This is a genomic window from Streptococcus sp. S5 (genome assembly GCF_034134805.1).
GTDB classification, from domain to species: Bacteria; Bacillota; Bacilli; order Lactobacillales; family Streptococcaceae; genus Streptococcus; species Streptococcus lingualis.
On record NZ_CP139419.1, the window covers coordinates 619,854 to 639,080 of the forward strand.

Genomic DNA, 19,227 nt, shown 5'->3' on the forward strand with positions numbered 1-19,227 from the left:
ATCACCTCCATAAAAAATATATATTAGGCAAGTAAATGCTTTTTTGATAAAATAAAAAAATACTTTTAGAATGGCGTTTTATGTGCCTGAAACGATAAGGAGATCCTATGAATCTAAAAAAAGTGATTAAGTATTCTGCTTTAGGATTAGTTGCAGTCCTTGCAACCAGTGCTTTAGTAGCATGTTCATCTGGTAAATCAGCCAGTGGGAAGAAAACCATTGAAGTTGGGACTGTTGGAACAACCAAACCATTCTCTTACGAAGAAAAAGACGGCAAGCTAACCGGTTATGAAATCGAAGTTTTGCGTGAAATCTTCAAAGGTTCAGACAAATATGAAGTAAACTTTAACAAAACAGAGTGGTCTTCAGTCTTTGCTGGCTTAGATAGTGACCGTTTCCAAATCGGTGCCAACAACATTAGTTACTCAAAAGAGCGGGAAGAAAAATACCTCTATCCGAATCCATATGCTCGCAATCCATTAGTATTGGTCGTACCAAAAGATTCTTCTATTAAATCTTTGGATGACATTGGTGGCAAGAAAACAGAAGTTGTTCAAGGAACATCTACTGCTAAACAATTAGAAGATTACAATAAAAAACATTCAGATAATCCAACTGACTTGCAATACACAGATGGAACCATTCAAACCATCATGGCTAATTTAGCGGATGGTCGTACAGATTACAAGATCTTCGAACGGATCTCAGTAGATACTATCATTCGTGATCAAGGCTATGACAACTTGAAGGTTATCGAGCTTCCAAGCGACCAACAACCTTATGTGTATCCAATTATTGCAAAAGAAGATAAAGACCTTCAAAAATTTGTCAACAAACGGATCAAGGAACTCTATGACAATGGAACCCTTGAAAAACTGTCTAAAAAATACTTTGGTGGAGTTTATCTACCAGAAGCAAAAGATATTAAAGAATAATATATAATTAAAGGAGACTTCAAAATGAAATTGAAAAAAATTCTTGGTTTAACAGCTCTTGCAGCTATTGCAACATTTGCTCTTGCAGCATGTGGTTCTTCAAAATCATCTAGCAAAGATGGTGAAACAACTGTAAAAGTGGGTGTTATGACTTTGAGCGACACTGAAAAAGCTCGTTGGGATCAAGTTCAAAAGAACTTGGATGACGCTAAAACAGGAATCAAATTGGAATTCACTCAATTTACAGACTACTCACAACCAAACGTGGCTGTAAAAGATGGTAGCGTGGATATCAATGCTTTCCAACACTACAACTTCCTTGATAACTGGAACTCTAAAAACGACAATGCCCTTGTTGCAGTAGCAGATACGTACATCGCTCCAATCCGTCTTTACTCTGGTACAGAAAACGGTAAAAACAAATACACTTCAATTAAAGAAATTCCTAAAGGTGGAACAATCGCTGTACCAAATGACCCAACAAATGAAAGCCGTGCCTTGTATGTCTTGCAATCAGCTGGTTTGATTAAATTGGATACCAAAGATGGTCAATTGGCAAACGTGTCAAACATCAAAGAAAATTCAAAAGATTTGAAGATTTCTGAATTGGATGCTTCACAAACACCATCTGCTCTTCCATCAGTAGATGCTGCAGTCATCAACAATACCTTCGTTCGTGAAGCAGGCGTTGATTTCAAAAAAGCTATCTATGTTGAAAAGAAAGACAACAACTCAAAACAATGGTACAACGTGATCGCTGCTAAGAAAGATTGGGAAAAATCTGATAAAGCAAAAGCAATCAAAGAAATCATCAAAGCCTATCACAAAGACAATGTGAAGAAAGTGATCGAAGAATCTTCAGAAGGAATGGACCAACCAGTCTTCTAAGATTTGATCTCAAGTGTATGAAGGAGGTGGAGAAGCAATTCTCTACCTCTTATCGTGTATTAGGAGGAATGCATGCCTTTTGCAACAGAAGCGGAACAAATCCGTAAATTTGAAAATGATGAGGTCGCACAACATTATTTTGAAGTGTTGCGAACCTTGATTTCAAAAAAATCCATCTTTGCCCAACAAGTTGGTCTCAAGGAAGTGGCCAACTATTTGGGGGAAATTTTTACAGCTGCAGGAGCCAAAGTCGAAGTTGATGATAGCTATACAGCTCCTTTTGTGATTGCCAAATTTTTCTCGCCAAATCCTGAAGCCAAAACCATCATTTTTTATAACCACTATGATACGGTACCAGCTGATGGAGACCAACCTTGGACGGGAGATCCCTTCACCTTGTCAGTTCATTATGGAACCATGTACGGTCGAGGGGTTGATGATGATAAGGGGCATATCACAGCTCGTCTCACAGCTCTTCGAAAATACATTCGTGAAAGTGGCGATTTGCCAGTCAATATCACCTTTATTATCGAAGGGGCAGAGGAGTCTGCATCGACTGACTTGGATAAATACTTGGCCAAACATAAGAAACACTTGCGTGGGGCAGACCTCTTAGTGTGGGAACAAGGTACCCGAAATAATCAGGGTCAGTTGGAAATTTCCGGTGGTAGCAAAGGGATCGTCACCTTTGATATGGTGGTGAAGAGTGCAGAAGTGGATATCCATTCCAGCTATGGTGGCGTGGTGGACTCTGCTTCTTGGTATTTGTTAAATGCTATCGCCAGTCTTCGTGACAAAGAAGGCCGAATCTTGGTGGATGGGATTTATGATCAGATCCAAGAACCCAATGAACGCGAACTAGCTTTGATCGAGCAATATGCCAACAAAGGACCAGAAGATGTAGCGGAAACCTATGGTCTAACCCTTCCAATCTTGAAGGAAGACCGAAAAGAATTCCTGCGTCGTTTCTATTTTGAACCAGCCCTGAATATTGAAGGTTTTGGCTCTGGTTACCAAGGACAAGGTGTTAAAACGATTCTTCCGGCAGAGGCGCGTGCCAAGATGGAGGTGCGCTTGGTTCCAGGTCTAGATCCCAAGGATGTCTTAGAAAAGATCAAGCAACAATTGAAGAAAAATGGCTATGATCAGGTCGAATTGGTCTATACTCTCGGTGAAATGAGTTACCGAAGTGATATGAGTGCCCCATCGATTTTAAATGTCATACGGCTGGCCAAAGATTTCTATAGAGAAGGAGTTTCTGTTCTTCCAACAACAGCAGGGACAGGCCCCATGCATACGGTCTTTGAGGCTTTGCAGGTGCCGATGGCAGCCTTTGGAATTGGGAATGCCAATAGCCGGGACCATGGGGGCGATGAAAATGTGAAAATCGCCGATTATTACACCCATATTGAATTGATAAAGGAGTTAATAGCAAGTTATGAGTAAAGCAATGATTCAGCTGGACCACATTGATGTGACCTTCCAGCAAAAGAAACGTCAGATCCAAGCTGTCAAAGATGTGACCATTCATATCAATGAAGGTGATATCTATGGGATTGTAGGTTATTCTGGAGCCGGGAAATCGACCTTGGTTCGGGTGATCAATCTCTTACAAGTTCCAAGTGCCGGAACCATCACTGTGGATGGGGATGTGATTTACCAAGATCGGGTGACCTTAAAACCGGCTGCTCTTCGAGAGAAACGTCGGGATATCGGGATGATCTTCCAACACTTCAACTTGATGGCTCAAATGACCGTCGCAGAAAATGTAGCCTTCGCTCTTAAACATTCAAATTTAAATAAAGAACAAAAGAATGAAAAAGTGGCGAAATTGTTGGATCTAGTTGGTCTAGCTGACCGTGCAGAAAATTACCCAGCCCAATTGTCTGGTGGTCAAAAGCAACGGGTGGCGATAGCGCGTGCCCTTGCCAACGATCCAAAAATTTTGATTTCAGATGAGTCAACTTCAGCCTTGGATCCAAAGACGACCAAACAAATTCTAGCTTTGTTGCAAGAATTGAATAAAAAACTTGGTTTAACCATTGTCTTGATCACCCATGAGATGCAAATTGTCAAAGATATTGCCAACCGGGTAGCTGTCATGCAAAATGGCGAACTGATTGAAGAAGGGTCTGTGTTAGATATCTTCTCGAATCCGAAAAATGCTTTGACGCAAGACTTTATCACGGTTGCAACAGGAATTGATGAAGCCATGGTGAAAATCAATCAACAAGCGATTGTGAAGAACTTGCCTGATGATTCGATTTTGGCGCATCTCAAGTATGCAGGTTCTGTGACAGATACAGCTATCATCAATGATATTTACAAGCAGTACCAAGTATCTGCCAACATTTTATTTGGGAACATCGAGATCCTTGATAACACACCTGTTGGAGAGTTGGTGGTCATCTTATCAGGTGAAAATCAAAATCTGGAAACGGCCAAAGCTGAGTTAGAAAATGCAGGAGTTTCCGTGACTATTGTGAAAGATGGGAGAAAAGCATGATCCAGTTAATTCAAACATATTTACCAAATGTCTATAAATTAGGGTGGTCTGGCCAGTATGGATGGGGAACCGCTATTTACTTGACTCTTTACATGACCGTTATTTCCTTCATTATTGGTGGATTTTTAGGTTTGGTGACAGGACTTTTGTTAGTCTTGACCCGTCCAGGAGGTGTCATCGAAAATAGAATCGTTTTCCAAATTTTGGATAAGATTACTTCCTTGTTCCGCGCCATTCCTTTCATTATCTTGTTGGCCTTTATTAATCCCTTGACCTACTTGCTCTTGAAAAATACCATCGGTCCTACAGCGGCCCTTGTTCCGCTGTCTTTGGCTGTCTTTCCATTCTTTGCTCGCCAAGTCCAAGTAGTCTTGTCAGAATTGGATGGAGGCGTGATTGAAGCAGCACAAGCCAGTGGGGCAACCTTCTGGGATATTGTCGGTGTCTACCTGCGTGAAGGACTTCCTGATTTGATCCGTGTAACAACAGTGACCATCATTTCCTTGATTGGAGAAACCGCCATGGCGGGTGCCGTTGGTGCTGGAGGATTAGGAACCTTAGCCATCAACTACGGGAAAAACATGTTTAACAATGATGTCATCTTTGTGGCGACCCTATTGATCCTGATTCTGATCGTTCTGGTCCAATTTATCGGGGACTTCCTTTCGAAGAAAATTAGCCACCGTTAGGATCAGTATCCAATGAATAGAATAAATGTGAATCAAATAAAACAAGTTGGAGCCTTCATCTTCCTCTATTTTCTTGCGATTGGACTGGGGGTCTTAGTTGGAAATCTGGTCGATCATCAAGGAAATATGTTTTATGCTCCTGCCTTTTCAGCCTTGTTTGGCGGGATGATCTACCGCTATTATCTAGAAAAAATAAAAGGAGTTGGATCTATCTTTATAGTTGGCTGCGTGATTGGATCCTTCTTCCTCTTTTCGCGTCATGGTGCAGGGGCCTTTATTCCAGCCTTGATCGCCGGAAGTTTTGCGGAAATGGTCGCCTTAAGTGGTCGTTTTCGCTCGAATTTACGAAATGCTTTGTCTTTTGTCATTTTTGCCTTTGCGACGACAGGGCCCATTCTTATGATGTGGTTCTATCCAGCCAGTTACCGCATGTCGTTACTGGATCGTGGTAAATCGATAGACTATGTCAATCGGGTGATGGTATCACCAGATCTAGCGACCATCACTTGGTTTGTCCTCACGGTCATATTGGGTGCTGGATTAGGATGGGGACTATCATATATCCTACAGTCATTTCTAACAAAAAGAAGAGGAAACTAAGAAAACCTGGGAAACCAGGCTTTTTTTGTTTTGTAAAAAATATTTTTTACAAAATGCAAGATATATATTGCAAAATAGAAAATATAGTGTATAATAGAGCTATAAAAATAAGAAAGGAAAAGCCTGTGGCGAAAAATCTCAAATTAAAAATGGCCCGGGTCGAGCATGATATGACCCAGGGGGATCTTGCAGATGCCATTGGAGTGACGCGCCAGACCATCGGTCTGATTGAGGCGGGAAAGTATAACCCAACCCTCAGTCTCTGCCTTGCCATCTGTAAGACCTTGGATAAGACGCTGGATCAACTGTTCTGGGAGTAACAGTTTTAATAATAGAAAGAGGAAGAATATGAAACAAAAGAAAGAACCAATTGTAAAAGATGAACGGACTATGCTACTTGATGGAAAAATCGCAGGAGAACTTGTCCTTGGCATGACCTGCTTTATTGCCCTATCTGCCTTTGTGAAGTCCAGTATCCTGGACTTAGACCTAGTCGCTTATCTCCCCGAGATGTTCCTTCTGATTGCCATGGGGGCTTATGCTCTGCTAAGAAGGATCAGTTCAGGGATTGATATCCGAGATGTGTTAGAAAAAGATAGCTGGTTGAGTCGCCTTGGGTCAGGTCTAGTCTTTGCTGTGCTGATGATAGCCATGGATGTGATTGGAAAGCGAGAGGCAACGAGCTTTATCTTGAGTCCCAAGTATCTGATCAAAATTTTATTAGAAATCATCGTTTTTGCCATCCTGACAGATCTGCTTGAAAAACCACTTGCTCTTATCAATCGGAAAAAACAAGAGAAGATCGAGGCAGAGTTAGAGGATGAAGAATAAGGAGAAAGCAATGAGATTACAATTGCTGAACAAACAAATCATAGATGAACGAGAAGAAGGCTTAGCTAATAAGGCTGGTGCTGAGACAGCCGGTTTTCTTTTCCTTGCCTTAACTGTTTTTAGTGTGGGATCCATTTTTACATCTAAGGTGGGGCTCAGTCCAATCATGGTGGTAGCCTTACTCATCGTCTCAGGATTGTATTACTCTGTTCGTTGTCAACGATTGGGTGTGAAATTTATCAGTTATAGCTATCTAAATGTGACGGGAATTGTAGCAGTAACCTCTATTCTTTCCTTGTTCATCTGGGCTCAAAATTTTCAATTAAACCAAGCTGTCTATCAGGCAAATCCCTTCCATTCAAAATTCTTACTGGTACTACCTATTACCTTTTTACTGAATCTTCCAATTGTATGGGGAGTCAATACCCTTGTAATGCTTCTTGCAAAAGTTGAGAAAAAACGCTATGAAGCCTATCTAGATCAGTTGGAAAAGGAAGAGTAGAAAGTTGGAACCTTGGTTTCGTCGTATAAAAGTCTGGGAAACCAGGCTTTTATTTTTCAGTCAAATAAATTGCATTCGTTTTCTTGGGAGAGTATACTGGTATAGTTGAATGAAAAATTCTGATAATTTAATCTTAGAAAAGAGAATGACATGGCAAAACCTATTCGTGTATTACTTTACTATAAATATGTTCCCATCGAAAACGCAGAACAATTTGCGGCTGATCACTTGGCTTTTTGTAAATCAATCGGCCTTAAAGGTCGTATCCTAGTCGCTGACGAAGGGATTAACGGAACCGTTTCTGGTGACTATGAAACAACGCAAAAATACATGGACTACGTTCACAGCCTTCCAGGGATGGAAGACCTCTGGTTCAAGATCGATGAGGAAGAAGAGCAAGCCTTCAAGAAGATGTTTGTACGTTATAAGAAAGAGATTGTCCACCTTGGTTTAGAAGATGATAATTTCGATAATGACATCAATCCTCTTGAAACGACAGGTGCTTATTTGTCTCCAAAAGAGTTTAAAGATGCTCTTCTAGACGAAGATACAGTCGTCCTTGATACTCGGAATGACTACGAGTACGATCTTGGTCACTTCCGTGGGGCTATTCGTCCTGACATCCGTAACTTCCGTGAATTGCCACAATGGGTTCGTGATAACAAGGAAAAATTCATGGACAAGCGTGTTGTCGTCTACTGTACTGGTGGAGTCCGCTGTGAGAAATTCTCTGGCTGGATGGTGCGTGAAGGCTACAAAGATGTTGGTCAATTGCATGGCGGAATCGCCACTTACGGGAAAGACCCAGAAGTTCAAGGCGAACTGTGGGATGGGAAAATGTACGTCTTTGACGAGCGGATTGCAGTCGATGTCAACCATGTCGATCCAAGCGTTGTCGGAAAAGACTGGTTTGATGGAACACCATGCGAACGCTATGTCAACTGTGGAAATCCTTTCTGTAACCGTCGCATCTTGACCTCAGAAGAAAACGAAGACAAGTACCTCCGTGGCTGCTCACATGAGTGCCGAGTTCACCCTCGCAATCGCTATGTAGAAGAACACAACTTGTCACAAGCAGAAGTTCGTGAGCGTTTAGCCCTTATCGGTGAGACGCTTGATGGAGCACCTGCATAATGGAAACAAACAGTCTGAAAGCTCAGGCTGTTTTTATATGGAAATTGATTGAAAATTGTGCTATACTTTAGGTAAGCGATTTCACAAAGGAGAAAACAAATGAGTATCGTGTTTTCAATCAAAAATAAAAAGAGCTTATTTGGCTATCAGAAAGTACTCGCAGCACAGGAAGTTCTTAAATTAGTGGAAGGGTTGACGACCTACAACTATGATCCTGCCACCCTTCATCGTCCCTTAAATGATTTTGAAGGTTTGAACTGTATCGTATTTGGTAAGAGCGGTCTTCCTCTGCAGTTACGCTATTTTGATGAGGAAGAGTCTTATCAGATTCAGGTGCCCTCTTTTGCGATAGAAGAAGATTGGCAGTTGGCCCTTCGATGGCTTAGTCGCCTCGCAGAAGTATTAGGAACGGAGATTGTGGCCAGCGACGGCGTGAGCTATACTCCAGATTCTATTTTCCATTTTGATTATGAAGTCGTCATCCTAGAAACGCTGGGTAATTTGACGAAAGAAAAAGATCTAAAAGAGTTTGAAGTACAAGGCTTCGCTCATCTGGTTTATTTGGATCGGGATACAGTGCAGGAAGTCTTGAACCATGTCCATCCACTAGAAGCCTACTCTGCCTTTATCAAGAAGATTCAATATAGTGCAGCTTATTTCAGTCAAGTCCGTTTTTATCAACAGGAGGAGACAGGAGCCTTCTTAGCTAGCTATAGCTTGACAGAAGATACGGATACGGTCTTGCCAAGCGTGCCACATGTTCCTGCAGAATATGTAGAAATTGTGGGCTTAGCGGGTATCATTGATTGGCGAGTTCTATTGGTTGCGATCGATGGAGATCCTGATAAGCCAGAAAGTTACCATCCAATTGGTTCTCTTGCTCTGAAGAATCTACTGGAAGCACTAGAGCCAGATGAATTCCAGTTGCTTGATGCTAGTCAAATTGAAATTAAAAAATTGTCCAAAGAACGATTGCTAGAATTAGCGCAATTGGAGAACAAGTAAAAAATATCGAAGTGAACTGTTCTTCCGACGTTTGATCCGAAAAATCTAACGTCTGGGAGCAGTTCTTTTTTTTTTATGCTTCTTCCTTTGATCAAAAACCAATGACTAGGCTAATTATGGTATAATAGGGGCCTAGAAGTAGAATGAAAGAGGTGCACGAAATGCTGTTAGAAGAATTTGATGCCAATCGACAGGCGATTATCAATCCACAAGACTTACACCAACCAATTGAAGGATTTCCCAAAGTAGTCATCTCTTGCTTTTCAAGAGTAACTTTTGCTCGCCTCCTTGAAAATTATGAACATGAGGTCATTGCAAGAACCTCCATGGCCAATTTTGAAGTCGTGGTCTATGGGATCACTATTGGAGACCAACAGATTGGTGCCTTTAATGCACCAGTTGGGGCTGCTTCCTGTGTGGGGATTATAGAGGACCTGATTCAATTTGGGATGGAAAAACTGGTGCTCTTTGGAACCTGTGGGGTTTTAGACCGTGATATCGAAGCGACTTCCATCATCATTCCAACGGCTGCTCTTCGCGACGAGGGGACCAGTTACCACTATCTTCCGGCTAGTGATGAAGTGGAAGTAAACAAGAAAAACCTTCCTCTCTTCCAAGCCTTTCTTGAAAGCCACAAGGTTTCCTATCAGTCAGGAAAAGTGTGGACGACAGATGCACCCTACCGGGAAACCATCGACAAGATGAAGCGACGAAAGGAAGCGGGAGCCATCTGTGTGGATATGGAATGTTCGGCAGTGGCAGCCTTAGCAGCTTATAGGGGCTTTGAGCTCTGCCATTTCTTCTATGCAGCTGACCACCTCTCGGAAGAAAAATGGGATATCCGAACCTTATCTAGTCATGAGGATTTAGATAGCAAGGATCGAATCGCGGAGTTAGCCATCCAATTTGCGCTCTTATGGGAAAAGGCGAACTAAATGAAAGAAGTAATGATTGAACTGAAGGATTTTTCCTTCCAATACAAGAAGTAATTTTGCAAGTGAGGGATGGTTCATCTAGATTCTAATTCGAGACAGAACCTGATGGATCTGCTCAATCTGAATTTTTTTACAATCCATGGAGGTAATGACATGTCAGAAACGATTTTAGTAACAGGAGCTTCAGCTGGCTTTGGTCAAGCGATTTGCCGTCGTTTAGTAGCAGATGGATATCGTGTGATCGGATCAGCTAGACGCATCGAAAAATTACAGGCCCTCCAAGAAGAGTTGGGAGAAGCCTTTTATCCCCTGCAAATGGATGTGACGGATCTTTCTCAGGTAGATCATGCACTTGCCAGTTTGCCAAAAGCTTGGGAGAAAGTGGATGTTTTGGTCAATAATGCTGGCTTGGCTCTAGGCCTCGCCCCAGCTTATGAAGCAGAGGTCGCAGACTGGCTGACCATGATTCAGACCAATATTGTTGGTTTGACCTATCTGACAAGGAAAATCTTGCCCCAGATGGTGGAACGAAATGATGGCTATATTATCAATTTGGGCTCTACAGCAGGAACTGTGCCTTATCCAGGGGCCAATATTTACGGGGCATCCAAGGCTTTTGTCAAGCAATTCTCCCTCAATCTTCGGGCGGATCTAGCTGGCAAGAAGATTCGTGTCAGCAATATTGAACCCGGTCTTTGTGAAGGGACAGAGTTCTCTTCTGTTCGCTTTAAAGGAGACGAAAAACGGGTAGAAGCCCTCTATCGAGATGCCCATGCCATTCAGCCGGAAGACATTGCCAACACAGTAGCTTGGTTGATCCAACAGCCCAAGCATGTCAATGTCAACCGGATTGAAATCATGCCGGTTTCCCAAACCTTTGGTCCTCAACCCGTTTATCGTGATTAAAAAGAGAAGCAACCACTCCACAAGGGGTTGGTTGTTTTTTATCTTTCCTCTGGTATAATAGAAGGCAAAGTAAGGAGAAAAAGATGACAGCTGCGTTAATTATTGGTTCAACCGTTTGTGATGTGATGATTTACTTGGATCGTTTGCCAAGTCGTGAAGGAGATGCCCATATTGATCACCAGCAATGGTCTGTGGGAGGTTGTGCCTTTAATGTCGTTAATATCCTTCATTTTTTGAAGCAACCCTACCAGTTTGTCTCGCCAGTCGGTTCTGGAATATATGGTGATTTTATTCGGAGAGAGCTAAAACAATTAGGGATTTCCTCTAGCATCTCATTAGAAGGGGCCAATGGTTGCTGTTACTGCTTTGTAGAGTTTGATGGTGAGCGGACCTTCTTATCGGACCACGGAGTGGAGTATAGCTTCCAAGCAGAGTGGCTAAAAGAGATTGAGACAGATCGGTTTGATTACATCTACTTATGTGGCCTTGAAGTCGAGGAGCCAACCGGTCTTGCATTGGTCCAGTCTGTTTCGCAACTAGAAGGTCAGGTGATTTTTGCACCAGGGCCACGCGGACTCTTGATTCCAAAGGATCGACTGGAAGCAATTTATGATCTGCATCCAATTCTCCATGTTAATGAGGCTGAAGCACTGGCTTTTTCAGGGTGTAGAGAGATCCAGCCAGCCATCGAACACTTGTATCAGAGAACGGGACAATTAGTCATTGTCACCTTGGGTGAAAACGGAGCGGTTGCCTATGATGGCAACTGGTATGAAGCAGACGGTTTTCCAACAGAAGTTGTCGATACAGTAGGTGCTGGAGATAGCCATGTGGGAGCCTTTATATCCGCTCGTTTAGAAGGTTTAGATATGACGCAAGCCTTAAGATTTGCCAACAAAGTCTCTAGCCAGATTGTTGCAAGTAAGGGCGTTCATCTGACAAAAGAGCAACAAGAAGCCCTGCGAACAGAATTGAAACAAAAATAAAAAAGAGAGTGGGACAGAAATCGGTAATTCGTTAGAATTCGATTTCGTCGTCCCACCTCCGCACAGTTGAGTAGGGCTGTAAAAGCTGATGAAATCAGCGTAGTAGAGCCCACTCAACCACTGCGTCTTGCTTGACAATCCAAAAATAATTGAGAGGCTAGGACTTTTGTCCCAGCCTCTTATTTGACTTTATCCGCTTAGCCCTTTGTATCTTACTACAATGGACGCTTATTGGGCATGCCTGCTTTTCTTGGATATTTATTAGGGGTTTCTTTTTTCTTTTCGACAACAGTGATATAGCGTGGATCCCCATTTGGCAATTCATACTGTAGATTGTCTCCAACCTTACTAAAGAGCAGGTTGAGGGCGTTTTTGGCTTCTTCCAACTCTTCTGGAGCATTGCTAGCCTTGAGAGCAAGAAGACGTCCTCCTACTTTCAGGTAAGGAATGGTCAGTTCAGAGAGGACCTGCATGCGGGCAACAGCGCGGGCTGTTACGAGGTCAAATTGGGCACGAAAAGCCTTATCTTGTGCAAAGTCCTCCGCACGTCCATGGTAGAAATGAACTCCGCTCAAACCTAACTCTTCAGCCAGCAAGTGGAGAAAATTGATCCGCTTATTAAGGGAATCAATGATGGTCACATCCAGCTCAGGGAAAAGGATCTTCATGGGTAGGCTTGGAAAGCCGGCGCCAGCTCCGATATCCAAGAGACGGATGGGTTGGTTTTCGATCAAACCTTGTAAAATGGGTGCGATCGAATCATAAAAATGCTTGAGATAGACTTCGTCTTTTTCGGTGATGGCAGTGAGATTAATCTTTTCATTCCATTCCACGAGGAGCTCGAAATAGCGTTCGTATTGCTCTTTTTGACGATCAGTTAATGGAAAGCCGAGATCGGCTAAACGGACATAAAATTCTTCTGGTTTCATGCTTTTATTTTACCACAAAATAAGGGAAATTTGATATACTGGTAGAAAGAAATGAAAGGAATTCAATAAAATGATTTGGATTATTCTTGGGATCATTGTGGTCCTTGTGTTGATTGTAGTAGGAGTTTACAACGGTTTGGTGAAAAGCCGGATGCAAACTCGTGAAGCATGGAGTCAAATTGATGTGCAATTGAAACGTCGGAATGACTTGATTCCAAACTTGATCGAAACCGTTAAAGGCTATGCCAAGTACGAAGGAGATACACTAGCAAAAGTGACTCAACTTCGCCAACAAGTAGCGCAAGCTTCTTCACCTGCAGAAGCAATGGCAGCCAGTGATGCTCTTTCACGCCAAGTAGCAGGCATCTTTGCGGTGGCTGAAAATTACCCAGACTTGAAAGCCAACACCAACTTCATGCAATTGCAAGAAGAATTGACCAACACAGAAAACAAAATTTCTTATGCTCGTCAATTGTACAATAGTGTCACAAGCAATTACAATGTCAAGTTGGAAACTTTCCCAACAAACGTAATTGCTGGAATGTTCGGCTTCAGACAAGCTGAATTTCTTCAAGTGCCTGAAGAAGAAAAAGCAGTACCAAAGGTGGACTTTAGCGGATTAGGAGACTAATATGCTCTTTGACCAAATTGCAAGCAATAAAAGGAGAACCTGGATTCTCCTTATTGCTTTTTTCATACTCTTAGCTCTTATCGGAGCAGCCGTTGGTTACCTCTGGTTAGGCTCCTCCCTTGGTGGCGTCATCCTAGCTTTGATTATTGGTGGGATTTATGCCTTTAGCATGATTTTCCAATCCACGGAAGTTGTCATGCGGATGAATGGGGCGCGTGAAGTGACGGAAGAGCAAGCCCCTCAGCTCTACCATATTGTACAAGATATGGCTATGGTAGCTCAGATCCCCATGCCTCGGGTCTATATTGTAGATGATCCTTCTATGAATGCATTTGCGACAGGGTCCAATCCTCAAAATGCTGCTGTTGCAGCAACGACAGGTCTTCTAGCTGTGATGAACCGTGAGGAATTGGAGGGAGTCATCGGACATGAAGTCAGCCACATTCGCAATTACGATATTCGCATCTCTACGATTGCAGTGGCCCTTGCCAGTGCCATCACCATGCTTTCTAGCATTGGTGGCCGGATGATGTGGTGGGGCGGTGGTCGTAGCCGGGACGATGATCGAGAAGGTAGCGGTGGTTTGGAGATTGTAATTTTGATCCTTTCCTTGCTTGCCATCGTTTTAGCACCATTAGCAGCGACCTTGGTCCAGTTAGCCATTTCTCGTCAACGGGAGTTCCTAGCAGACGCTTCAAGTGTTGAATTGACACGGAATCCTCAAGGAATGATAAATGCTTTGTTAAAGCTAGACAATAGCGAACCAATGCAACGACATGTCGATGATGCGAGCAGTGCTCTTTTTATCAACGATCCAAAAAAAGAATCCGGATTGCAAAAACTCTTTTATACCCACCCACCCATTGCTGAACGGGTGGCTCGCCTAAGAAAAATGTAAAAAAAAAAATCCACCAAACGGTGGACTTTTTATTTGGTTGTTAAGAGGAGGGTAGTGAAACCAAGCATGGCAAAGGTCCCCCAAGCTAGGGGAAGGCTCCAGATAGCTAGACTAGAAAAGAGAGCTGTCCCAAGTGGCATGGCAAAGCTGACCATCAGTCCCAAAAAGCTAGAGGTAGAAGCTAATTTTTCAGCAGGCAATTTGCTCATTAAAAGACTGGAAACTTTTGGGTTGATTTTTGCTACAAGATAACCAAGGAAAGTGATGAGTAGAAGAGAAAGAATGTCCCAGTGTACCAGGATATTTGTGAGCCCAAGCATGGTCAGCCCACCTGCGATCCACAGGAGGATATGATGGAGCGATTGTTTGGAAAAATAGTCATGGGGTGTCAAGCTAGCCCAGACCATGCTTAAAATAGTCACAGCCTCTAAGATCAAGAGGGATTGGCTAAAACTCAACTGAAAGAAGGGGGAGTGAAGCAGTTGCAAATTGTAGATACCAGAGATGGATCCCCCTAGGGCATTGATGAGAACCAATGAGAAGAGCAACTTGCCAAAGTGGTGAACCTCCTCATCTGCAAAAATACTTTTTGCGTTCTGGTACATCTCTTGGCAATCGTGTACCAAAGATTTCTTACTTTTGGGCTCAATGACGGGAGCATGTGTCAGCTGCTTTTTTCTCATCAGGAGACAAGTGGAAGACAGGAGAAAAGTCACGGCATTGATCGAAGCGACCATAGCAAAATTTTGATGGCTGATAGCTAGCAGCCAAACTCCTAGAGCTTGTCCAGAAATCGAACAGACCATGCTAAGCAGTTGGTTGAAGGAATAGGCCTCCATCAAATCCTCGTCGGGGATGTTCTTTTTCATGATAGGGAGTTGCAAACCTCCGCGATAATCACTCAAACAATCTGAAACAATGTTTAAGAAGCAAACAATCGAAAAGGCAAGGTAACCCGGAATCTTGGTCATGAGAGCAATAAGGATGAAGAGGCTGGCTTGAAGATAGCCAATGCGGATCAACCAGTTAGCTTTTTTCTTCGTGCGATCAGCCTTCATTCCGACAAAAATGGTAAAGAGGCTAGGAATAAATACAATGAGATTGGCAATGCCAACCGCCAGACTCGGTTGTGGCATGCTGGCAGCAAAGACCACAAAGACCAGATTGTAGATGGCAGCACCAAGGGTATTCAAAAAGCGAGAAAGACTAAGTAAGGCAAAAATCTTATTACGGACTAAGAGTTTCATAAGCCTTCCTCCTTCACGTGATCAGTTGGTATGACTTGTTTGATAGATCGAAAGATCTGTTTGAAGAGATCCAACTTCTCCTTTTCAGAGAGAGCTAGTTCCTGATCCTTCAGATAAACGCAGGTATGTGAGAGAAGAAAGCGGAGGAAGTGGTTTTTTAGTTTGGTCATCATGGGAAGAACCTTCTTTCTTTACTTGATAGTCCTATTGTAAACCTAAAAAGCAAGAAAAAATTAATGTTGCATATTTTCAACAAAAACTCACAGAGTAGATCTGTGAGTTTTTAGGATTTATTGATCAGTTCTTGCAGGCCCTGTTTGTAGTAGTTGGCGCTGTCCTTACAATCCAGAATAGAGAGAACCTGGATGGCCTGTTCCATCTTTTCAAGACCGATTTCTTTTCCTCCCTTTCGATAGAGAAATTCTCCTTTGGCGTAGAGATAAACCGTCCGAAGGTAGGCTTCGTTCTCAGAGTAAAAGTGGTCGTTAATTAGGTGGTCAAAAAAAGATGCATCTTCAAATTCATTTGAACTAATGGCGAGAAAAAAGCCATTAAGGAAAATAGAATTGATGGCAGGACGAGAGGAATCTAGGAGAAGCTTGAAATCCTCCCGTTGGACCAACTCCTCTGTGTATTGTCGATAGAGCTGACTAGAGAAAAGAGGAGAGGTCAGTGAAAATAGGCTTAACTCAAAATTTCCCCAGACCATGACAGAGAAAAGGTAGTCATAGAGGAAATCTAGTTCCTCTTGGCTAGCAGCCAACTCTACCTCAGGATAGTTGCCAAGCATTTGGGCCTTGAGAATAATGCTGGCTAAGAAGTCTTCTTTTTTCTGATGTTTCTGGTAGGCTAGCTGGTAGCTTTGGTACAAGGCTTGATCGTGTTCCAAGCTCATGTTTTCATAGTGCTCTTTCAACAATTTGGGAATAAAGGAGTGCTGATCGATTCCAGCTAGATGGGAAAACTCACTGAGGCTCGTTTTGATCTGTTGCAAAGCCTGAAAAAACCGTTGGGTCGTCAGGTCATTTTCCCCTCTTTCAAATCGAGATAACATGGAGCGCGAAAATTCGCCACCCGTAGCTTCCTCTAAAGAGATGTGACGACTTTCACGTATTTGCCGAAAAACAGCTCCGATTTCTTTCATGAATTCTCCTCTATCTAACAATGCCCTAGCCAGTGACCCTCTTTTGTCCAAGAGATGGTGGGACCTTGTGTACAACACCAATTGGCCTAGTTACTGTATCTTTTTTCATGATTATAACAAATTTTTGAGGAGACTTCTTGGTTGAGGGGCAGCTTCATGATATACTAGTAGTATCTAGAAGATTTGAGGACAAAAGAATGAACCTATTTACACAAGAAATCCGTAAAAATCCTGAAGGACTAGCCTTTGATCAAGAGTTGGATTTGCTCAAAGAATTGCAAAAGCGTAATCCAGAAATTCTTGATTTAAAGAATGTGACAGCGACAGGACGAGTAGCCTATGATACAGGCCTCTATGTCTTGGATTACCAGTTGAGCTATACCATCGTTTTGGCATCTAGCCGAAGCATGGAGCCTGTTGAGCTTCAAGAGAGCTATCCTGTAACAGAGGTGTTTGCGGAGGATGTACAGTCTGACGCAGATATCGAGGCCCTAGAGGAAGACTTGATCCTTCCAATCGAAGGTGGGAAGATTGACCTGAGTGAGAGTGTAGCGGATAATATTCTGCTCAATATTCCTCTCAAGGTTCTCACTCCAGAAGAAGAGGCTGGACAAGGTTTTATCGAAGGCAATGATTGGAAAATCCTATCCGAAGAAGAATACCAAGCCGCTCAAGCGATTAAGAAAGAAGAAAACAGTCCTTTCGCCGGTCTAAATGGCTTGTTTGACGAAGAATAAGCTAGAGATTGCATTTGATAAATTTAGACATAAATACAGGTCTTTTCTTTGAGGAAAGGCCTTCTTTTGATATACTAGGATTAATAAACAACAGAGGGGAGACCTCTAAAAAGGAGAAAAAGTATGGATACTTTATTTATTCCAGGTTGGTTGATTACCGGCCTAATAGTCGCAGTTATTATTTTGATTTTGCTTGTTAAAGGTTATGTGAACGCTAAACCCAACGAAGTCGTGGTCATTACCGGTCTTCGGAAGCAACGTCACTTGCGTGGGAAAGCTGGCTTTATGATTCCCTTTGTCGAACAACGCTCTTATCTTGATATTGAGCAATTCTCGACAGATGTTCGGACGTCAGAAGCAGTCCCAACATTGGACTTCATTAACGTCCGTGCCGATGCAGCTGTTAAATTAAAAATTGGTACAACCGATGAAATGATTGCCCGGGCTGCAGAAAACTTCTTGAACTGGAATACGACAGATATTTCCAACTCTGTCCAAGATGTCTTGGAAGGAAACCTGCGGGAAGTGATCGGTCAGATGGAGCTCCGTAAGATGGTCAATGACCGTCAAGAGTTTGCCTCAAAAGTGCAAGATAACGTAGCACCAGACTTGGCTAAAATGGGTCTAGAAGTCATCGCCTTTACGGTTCAATCCTTCTCTGATGAAGGGGGAGTCATCGATAACCTCGGGATTGAAAATGTTGAAACCATTAAGAAAGATGCCTTGATTGCCAAAGCCAAAGCAGAACGCGAACGCAAGGAAGTCGAAGCAGAACAAGATAAATTGGCCAACGACAAACGCGTCGCTGCCGATCTTGAAATCGCGCAAAAACAAAACGAATTAAAACTCAAACAAGCAGCCCTCAAGCAAGAAGCAGATATTGCCCAAGCAAAAGCAGATGCCGCTAAAGGGATTGAGGCAGAAGTGCAACGTCGTGAACAAGAGCGCGTGGCAGCCGAAGCCAATATCATGAAACAGGAAAAAGAAGCGGAAGTCAAAGAGCGCGAAGTTAAGGTTCGTGAGCAAGAATTGGATGCCAACATCCGCAAACAAGCTGAAGCTGAAAAATATGCGCGTCAACAAGCTGCAGAAGCAGAATTGATTGAACGCCAACGCAAGGCGGAAGCAGAACTCTTCGAAACACAAAAAGAAGCCGAAGCTCGAAAAGCTCAAGCCGAAGCTGAGAAATTTGCCCAATTGCAAGAGGCCGAAGCTATTGAGGCTAAAGGTCGTGCCGAGGCTGAAGCCATTCGCTTGAAACTGGAAGCCGAAGCCAAAGGTTTAGACCAAAAGGCCGAAGCAATGAAGAAAATGCAAGAAGCAGCCATTACTGAAATGGTCGTTGACAAGTTGCCTGAAATTGCGCGTGCTGTCGCAGAACCATTAACCAAGGTTGATAAGATCACCATGTACGGGGAAGGCAATGCTTCTAAGATGGTGGGCGATATTATGCAAAGTATCGACCAAGTCTCTCAAGGAGCTGGATTTGATATTCGTCAATTGCTAGCAGGAGCTCTTGGAGTTAATATGACGGTCAATAAACTCAAAGAAGGAGAACAACCGGTCATTGAAGCAGAGGAGTTAGCTTCTAAAGAAGATTAATGCCATTCATCAAGAAGTGTCTGAGAACTGTTTCTCGGGCACTTTTGTTTTTAAGATCAAATGACTTGCATGATCTTCTCCCTCTTGGAGAAGGCGGGAAGCTATTTTCTGCTTTCTTTTGA

The 19,227-nt window shown here is 42.8% G+C and carries 21 protein-coding genes; 18 read left to right on the plus strand and 3 right to left on the minus strand.

Features of this window, described 5'->3' with window-relative positions:
* Positions 1-107 precede the first annotated feature (107 nt).
* The 14 genes from SM123_RS02810 (at position 108) to SM123_RS02875 (ending at position 11,917) form a co-directional block, all read left to right on the plus strand.
* Positions 108-935, plus strand: coding sequence for an amino acid ABC transporter substrate-binding protein (locus SM123_RS02810; RefSeq protein ID WP_031572958.1), 828 nt, complete (start codon positions 108-110; stop codon positions 933-935).
* A 24-nt stretch (positions 936-959) separates the two neighbouring features.
* Positions 960-1,823: a MetQ/NlpA family ABC transporter substrate-binding protein gene (locus SM123_RS02815; RefSeq protein ID WP_049492388.1), complete on the plus strand. Its 864-nt coding sequence runs from the start codon at positions 960-962 to the stop codon at positions 1,821-1,823.
* Between the two features lie 72 nt (positions 1,824-1,895).
* Positions 1,896-3,269: a M20/M25/M40 family metallo-hydrolase gene (locus tag SM123_RS02820; protein WP_003013394.1), complete on the plus strand. Its 1,374-nt coding sequence runs from the start codon at positions 1,896-1,898 to the stop codon at positions 3,267-3,269.
* On the plus strand, positions 3,262-4,329 hold the full coding sequence (locus SM123_RS02825) for a methionine ABC transporter ATP-binding protein (protein ID WP_045759787.1): 1,068 nt from the start codon (positions 3,262-3,264) through the stop codon (positions 4,327-4,329). Before SM123_RS02820 ends, SM123_RS02825 begins: the two co-directional genes overlap by 8 nt.
* Positions 4,326-5,018, plus strand: coding sequence for a methionine ABC transporter permease (locus SM123_RS02830; protein ID WP_003008487.1), 693 nt, complete (start codon positions 4,326-4,328; stop codon positions 5,016-5,018). Before SM123_RS02825 ends, SM123_RS02830 begins: the two co-directional genes overlap by 4 nt.
* 12 nt (positions 5,019-5,030) lie before the next feature.
* On the plus strand, positions 5,031-5,618 hold the full coding sequence (locus tag SM123_RS02835) for an MptD family putative ECF transporter S component (protein WP_049492390.1): 588 nt from the start codon (positions 5,031-5,033) through the stop codon (positions 5,616-5,618).
* A 125-nt stretch (positions 5,619-5,743) separates the two neighbouring features.
* Positions 5,744-5,938, plus strand: coding sequence for a helix-turn-helix transcriptional regulator (locus tag SM123_RS02840; RefSeq protein ID WP_003005328.1), 195 nt, complete (start codon positions 5,744-5,746; stop codon positions 5,936-5,938).
* Between the two features lie 28 nt (positions 5,939-5,966).
* Positions 5,967-6,449 carry a DUF6773 family protein gene (locus SM123_RS02845; protein ID WP_049492393.1) on the plus strand — a complete coding sequence of 161 codons (483 nt, stop codon included), beginning with the start codon at positions 5,967-5,969 and terminating at the stop codon, positions 6,447-6,449.
* A gap of 10 nt (positions 6,450-6,459) precedes the next feature.
* Positions 6,460-6,951 (plus strand): DUF6773 family protein, encoded by a 492-nt coding sequence (locus tag SM123_RS02850; RefSeq protein WP_049492396.1) that lies wholly within the window; start codon positions 6,460-6,462, stop codon positions 6,949-6,951.
* Between the two features lie 150 nt (positions 6,952-7,101).
* On the plus strand, positions 7,102-8,085 hold the full coding sequence (gene trhO, locus SM123_RS02855; RefSeq protein ID WP_118227884.1) for an oxygen-dependent tRNA uridine(34) hydroxylase TrhO: 984 nt from the start codon (positions 7,102-7,104) through the stop codon (positions 8,083-8,085).
* Positions 8,086-8,184: 99 nt separating this feature from the next.
* Positions 8,185-9,090: a DUF4299 family protein gene (locus tag SM123_RS02860; RefSeq protein ID WP_118227885.1), complete on the plus strand. Its 906-nt coding sequence runs from the start codon at positions 8,185-8,187 to the stop codon at positions 9,088-9,090.
* A gap of 161 nt (positions 9,091-9,251) precedes the next feature.
* Positions 9,252-10,025 (plus strand): nucleoside phosphorylase, encoded by a 774-nt coding sequence (locus tag SM123_RS02865; protein ID WP_049492406.1) that lies wholly within the window; start codon positions 9,252-9,254, stop codon positions 10,023-10,025.
* Positions 10,026-10,178: 153 nt separating this feature from the next.
* A complete protein-coding gene (locus tag SM123_RS02870) occupies positions 10,179-10,931 on the plus strand; it encodes an SDR family oxidoreductase (protein ID WP_049492410.1) in 753 nt (250 codons plus the stop codon).
* An 83-nt stretch (positions 10,932-11,014) separates the two neighbouring features.
* A complete protein-coding gene (locus SM123_RS02875; RefSeq protein ID WP_320909792.1) occupies positions 11,015-11,917 on the plus strand; it encodes a carbohydrate kinase family protein in 903 nt (300 codons plus the stop codon).
* Positions 11,918-12,132: 215 nt separating this feature from the next.
* On the opposite strand, the gene rsmG is transcribed toward SM123_RS02875, so the two are convergent.
* The gene (gene rsmG / locus SM123_RS02880) at positions 12,133-12,846 is read right to left on the minus strand and encodes a 16S rRNA (guanine(527)-N(7))-methyltransferase RsmG (RefSeq protein WP_320909793.1); all 714 of its coding nucleotides are present in this window, start codon (positions 12,844-12,846) and stop codon (positions 12,133-12,135) included.
* A 70-nt stretch (positions 12,847-12,916) separates the two neighbouring features.
* Here rsmG and SM123_RS02885 point away from each other — a divergent pair, with 70 nt between their 5' ends.
* Together SM123_RS02885 and htpX are read left to right on the plus strand one after the other, a co-directional pair.
* Positions 12,917-13,477, plus strand: coding sequence for a LemA family protein (locus SM123_RS02885; protein ID WP_023918932.1), 561 nt, complete (start codon positions 12,917-12,919; stop codon positions 13,475-13,477).
* 1 nt (position 13,478) lies between these two features.
* Positions 13,479-14,375, plus strand: a complete 897-nt coding sequence (gene htpX, locus SM123_RS02890; RefSeq protein WP_118095475.1) for a zinc metalloprotease HtpX — start codon at positions 13,479-13,481, stop codon at positions 14,373-14,375.
* A gap of 29 nt (positions 14,376-14,404) precedes the next feature.
* On the opposite strand, the gene SM123_RS02895 is transcribed toward htpX, so the two are convergent.
* Positions 14,405-15,622 (minus strand): MFS transporter, encoded by a 1,218-nt coding sequence (locus tag SM123_RS02895; RefSeq protein WP_049492423.1) that lies wholly within the window; start codon positions 15,620-15,622, stop codon positions 14,405-14,407.
* Positions 15,623-15,905: 283 nt separating this feature from the next.
* Positions 15,906-16,766 (minus strand): helix-turn-helix domain-containing protein, encoded by an 861-nt coding sequence (locus SM123_RS02900; RefSeq protein ID WP_320909794.1) that lies wholly within the window; start codon positions 16,764-16,766, stop codon positions 15,906-15,908.
* Positions 16,767-16,963: 197 nt separating this feature from the next.
* Between SM123_RS02900 and SM123_RS02905 the strand changes: the two genes are divergently transcribed.
* Both SM123_RS02905 and SM123_RS02910 read left to right on the plus strand, forming a co-directional pair.
* Positions 16,964-17,503 (plus strand): YceD family protein, encoded by a 540-nt coding sequence (locus SM123_RS02905; RefSeq protein WP_003005275.1) that lies wholly within the window; start codon positions 16,964-16,966, stop codon positions 17,501-17,503.
* A 123-nt stretch (positions 17,504-17,626) separates the two neighbouring features.
* Entirely contained in the window at positions 17,627-19,105 is a 1,479-nt protein-coding gene (locus tag SM123_RS02910; protein WP_003005145.1) for a flotillin family protein, read from the plus strand.
* The last annotated feature ends 122 nt before the right edge of the window (positions 19,106-19,227 follow it).

Coding starts and splice junctions, on each gene's coding strand:
- SM123_RS02810 (WP_031572958.1), top strand. CDS start 108: ATGAATCTAAAAAAAGTGATTAAGTATTCTGCTTTAGGATTAGTTGCA.
- SM123_RS02815 (WP_049492388.1), top strand. CDS start 960: ATGAAATTGAAAAAAATTCTTGGTTTAACAGCTCTTGCAGCTATTGCA.
- SM123_RS02820 (WP_003013394.1), top strand. CDS start 1,896: ATGCCTTTTGCAACAGAAGCGGAACAAATCCGTAAATTTGAAAATGAT.
- SM123_RS02825 (WP_045759787.1), top strand. CDS start 3,262: ATGAGTAAAGCAATGATTCAGCTGGACCACATTGATGTGACCTTCCAG.
- SM123_RS02830 (WP_003008487.1), top strand. CDS start 4,326: ATGATCCAGTTAATTCAAACATATTTACCAAATGTCTATAAATTAGGG.
- SM123_RS02835 (WP_049492390.1), top strand. CDS start 5,031: ATGAATAGAATAAATGTGAATCAAATAAAACAAGTTGGAGCCTTCATC.
- SM123_RS02845 (WP_049492393.1), top strand. CDS start 5,967: ATGAAACAAAAGAAAGAACCAATTGTAAAAGATGAACGGACTATGCTA.
- SM123_RS02850 (WP_049492396.1), top strand. CDS start 6,460: ATGAGATTACAATTGCTGAACAAACAAATCATAGATGAACGAGAAGAA.
- trhO (WP_118227884.1), top strand. CDS start 7,102: ATGGCAAAACCTATTCGTGTATTACTTTACTATAAATATGTTCCCATC.
- SM123_RS02860 (WP_118227885.1), top strand. CDS start 8,185: ATGAGTATCGTGTTTTCAATCAAAAATAAAAAGAGCTTATTTGGCTAT.
- SM123_RS02865 (WP_049492406.1), top strand. CDS start 9,252: ATGCTGTTAGAAGAATTTGATGCCAATCGACAGGCGATTATCAATCCA.
- SM123_RS02870 (WP_049492410.1), top strand. CDS start 10,179: ATGTCAGAAACGATTTTAGTAACAGGAGCTTCAGCTGGCTTTGGTCAA.
- SM123_RS02875 (WP_320909792.1), top strand. CDS start 11,015: ATGACAGCTGCGTTAATTATTGGTTCAACCGTTTGTGATGTGATGATT.
- rsmG (WP_320909793.1), bottom strand. CDS start 12,846: ATGAAACCAGAAGAATTTTATGTCCGTTTAGCCGATCTCGGCTTTCCA.
- SM123_RS02885 (WP_023918932.1), top strand. CDS start 12,917: ATGATTTGGATTATTCTTGGGATCATTGTGGTCCTTGTGTTGATTGTA.
- htpX (WP_118095475.1), top strand. CDS start 13,479: ATGCTCTTTGACCAAATTGCAAGCAATAAAAGGAGAACCTGGATTCTC.
- SM123_RS02895 (WP_049492423.1), bottom strand. CDS start 15,622: ATGAAACTCTTAGTCCGTAATAAGATTTTTGCCTTACTTAGTCTTTCT.
- SM123_RS02900 (WP_320909794.1), bottom strand. CDS start 16,766: ATGAAAGAAATCGGAGCTGTTTTTCGGCAAATACGTGAAAGTCGTCAC.
- SM123_RS02905 (WP_003005275.1), top strand. CDS start 16,964: ATGAACCTATTTACACAAGAAATCCGTAAAAATCCTGAAGGACTAGCC.
- SM123_RS02910 (WP_003005145.1), top strand. CDS start 17,627: ATGGATACTTTATTTATTCCAGGTTGGTTGATTACCGGCCTAATAGTC.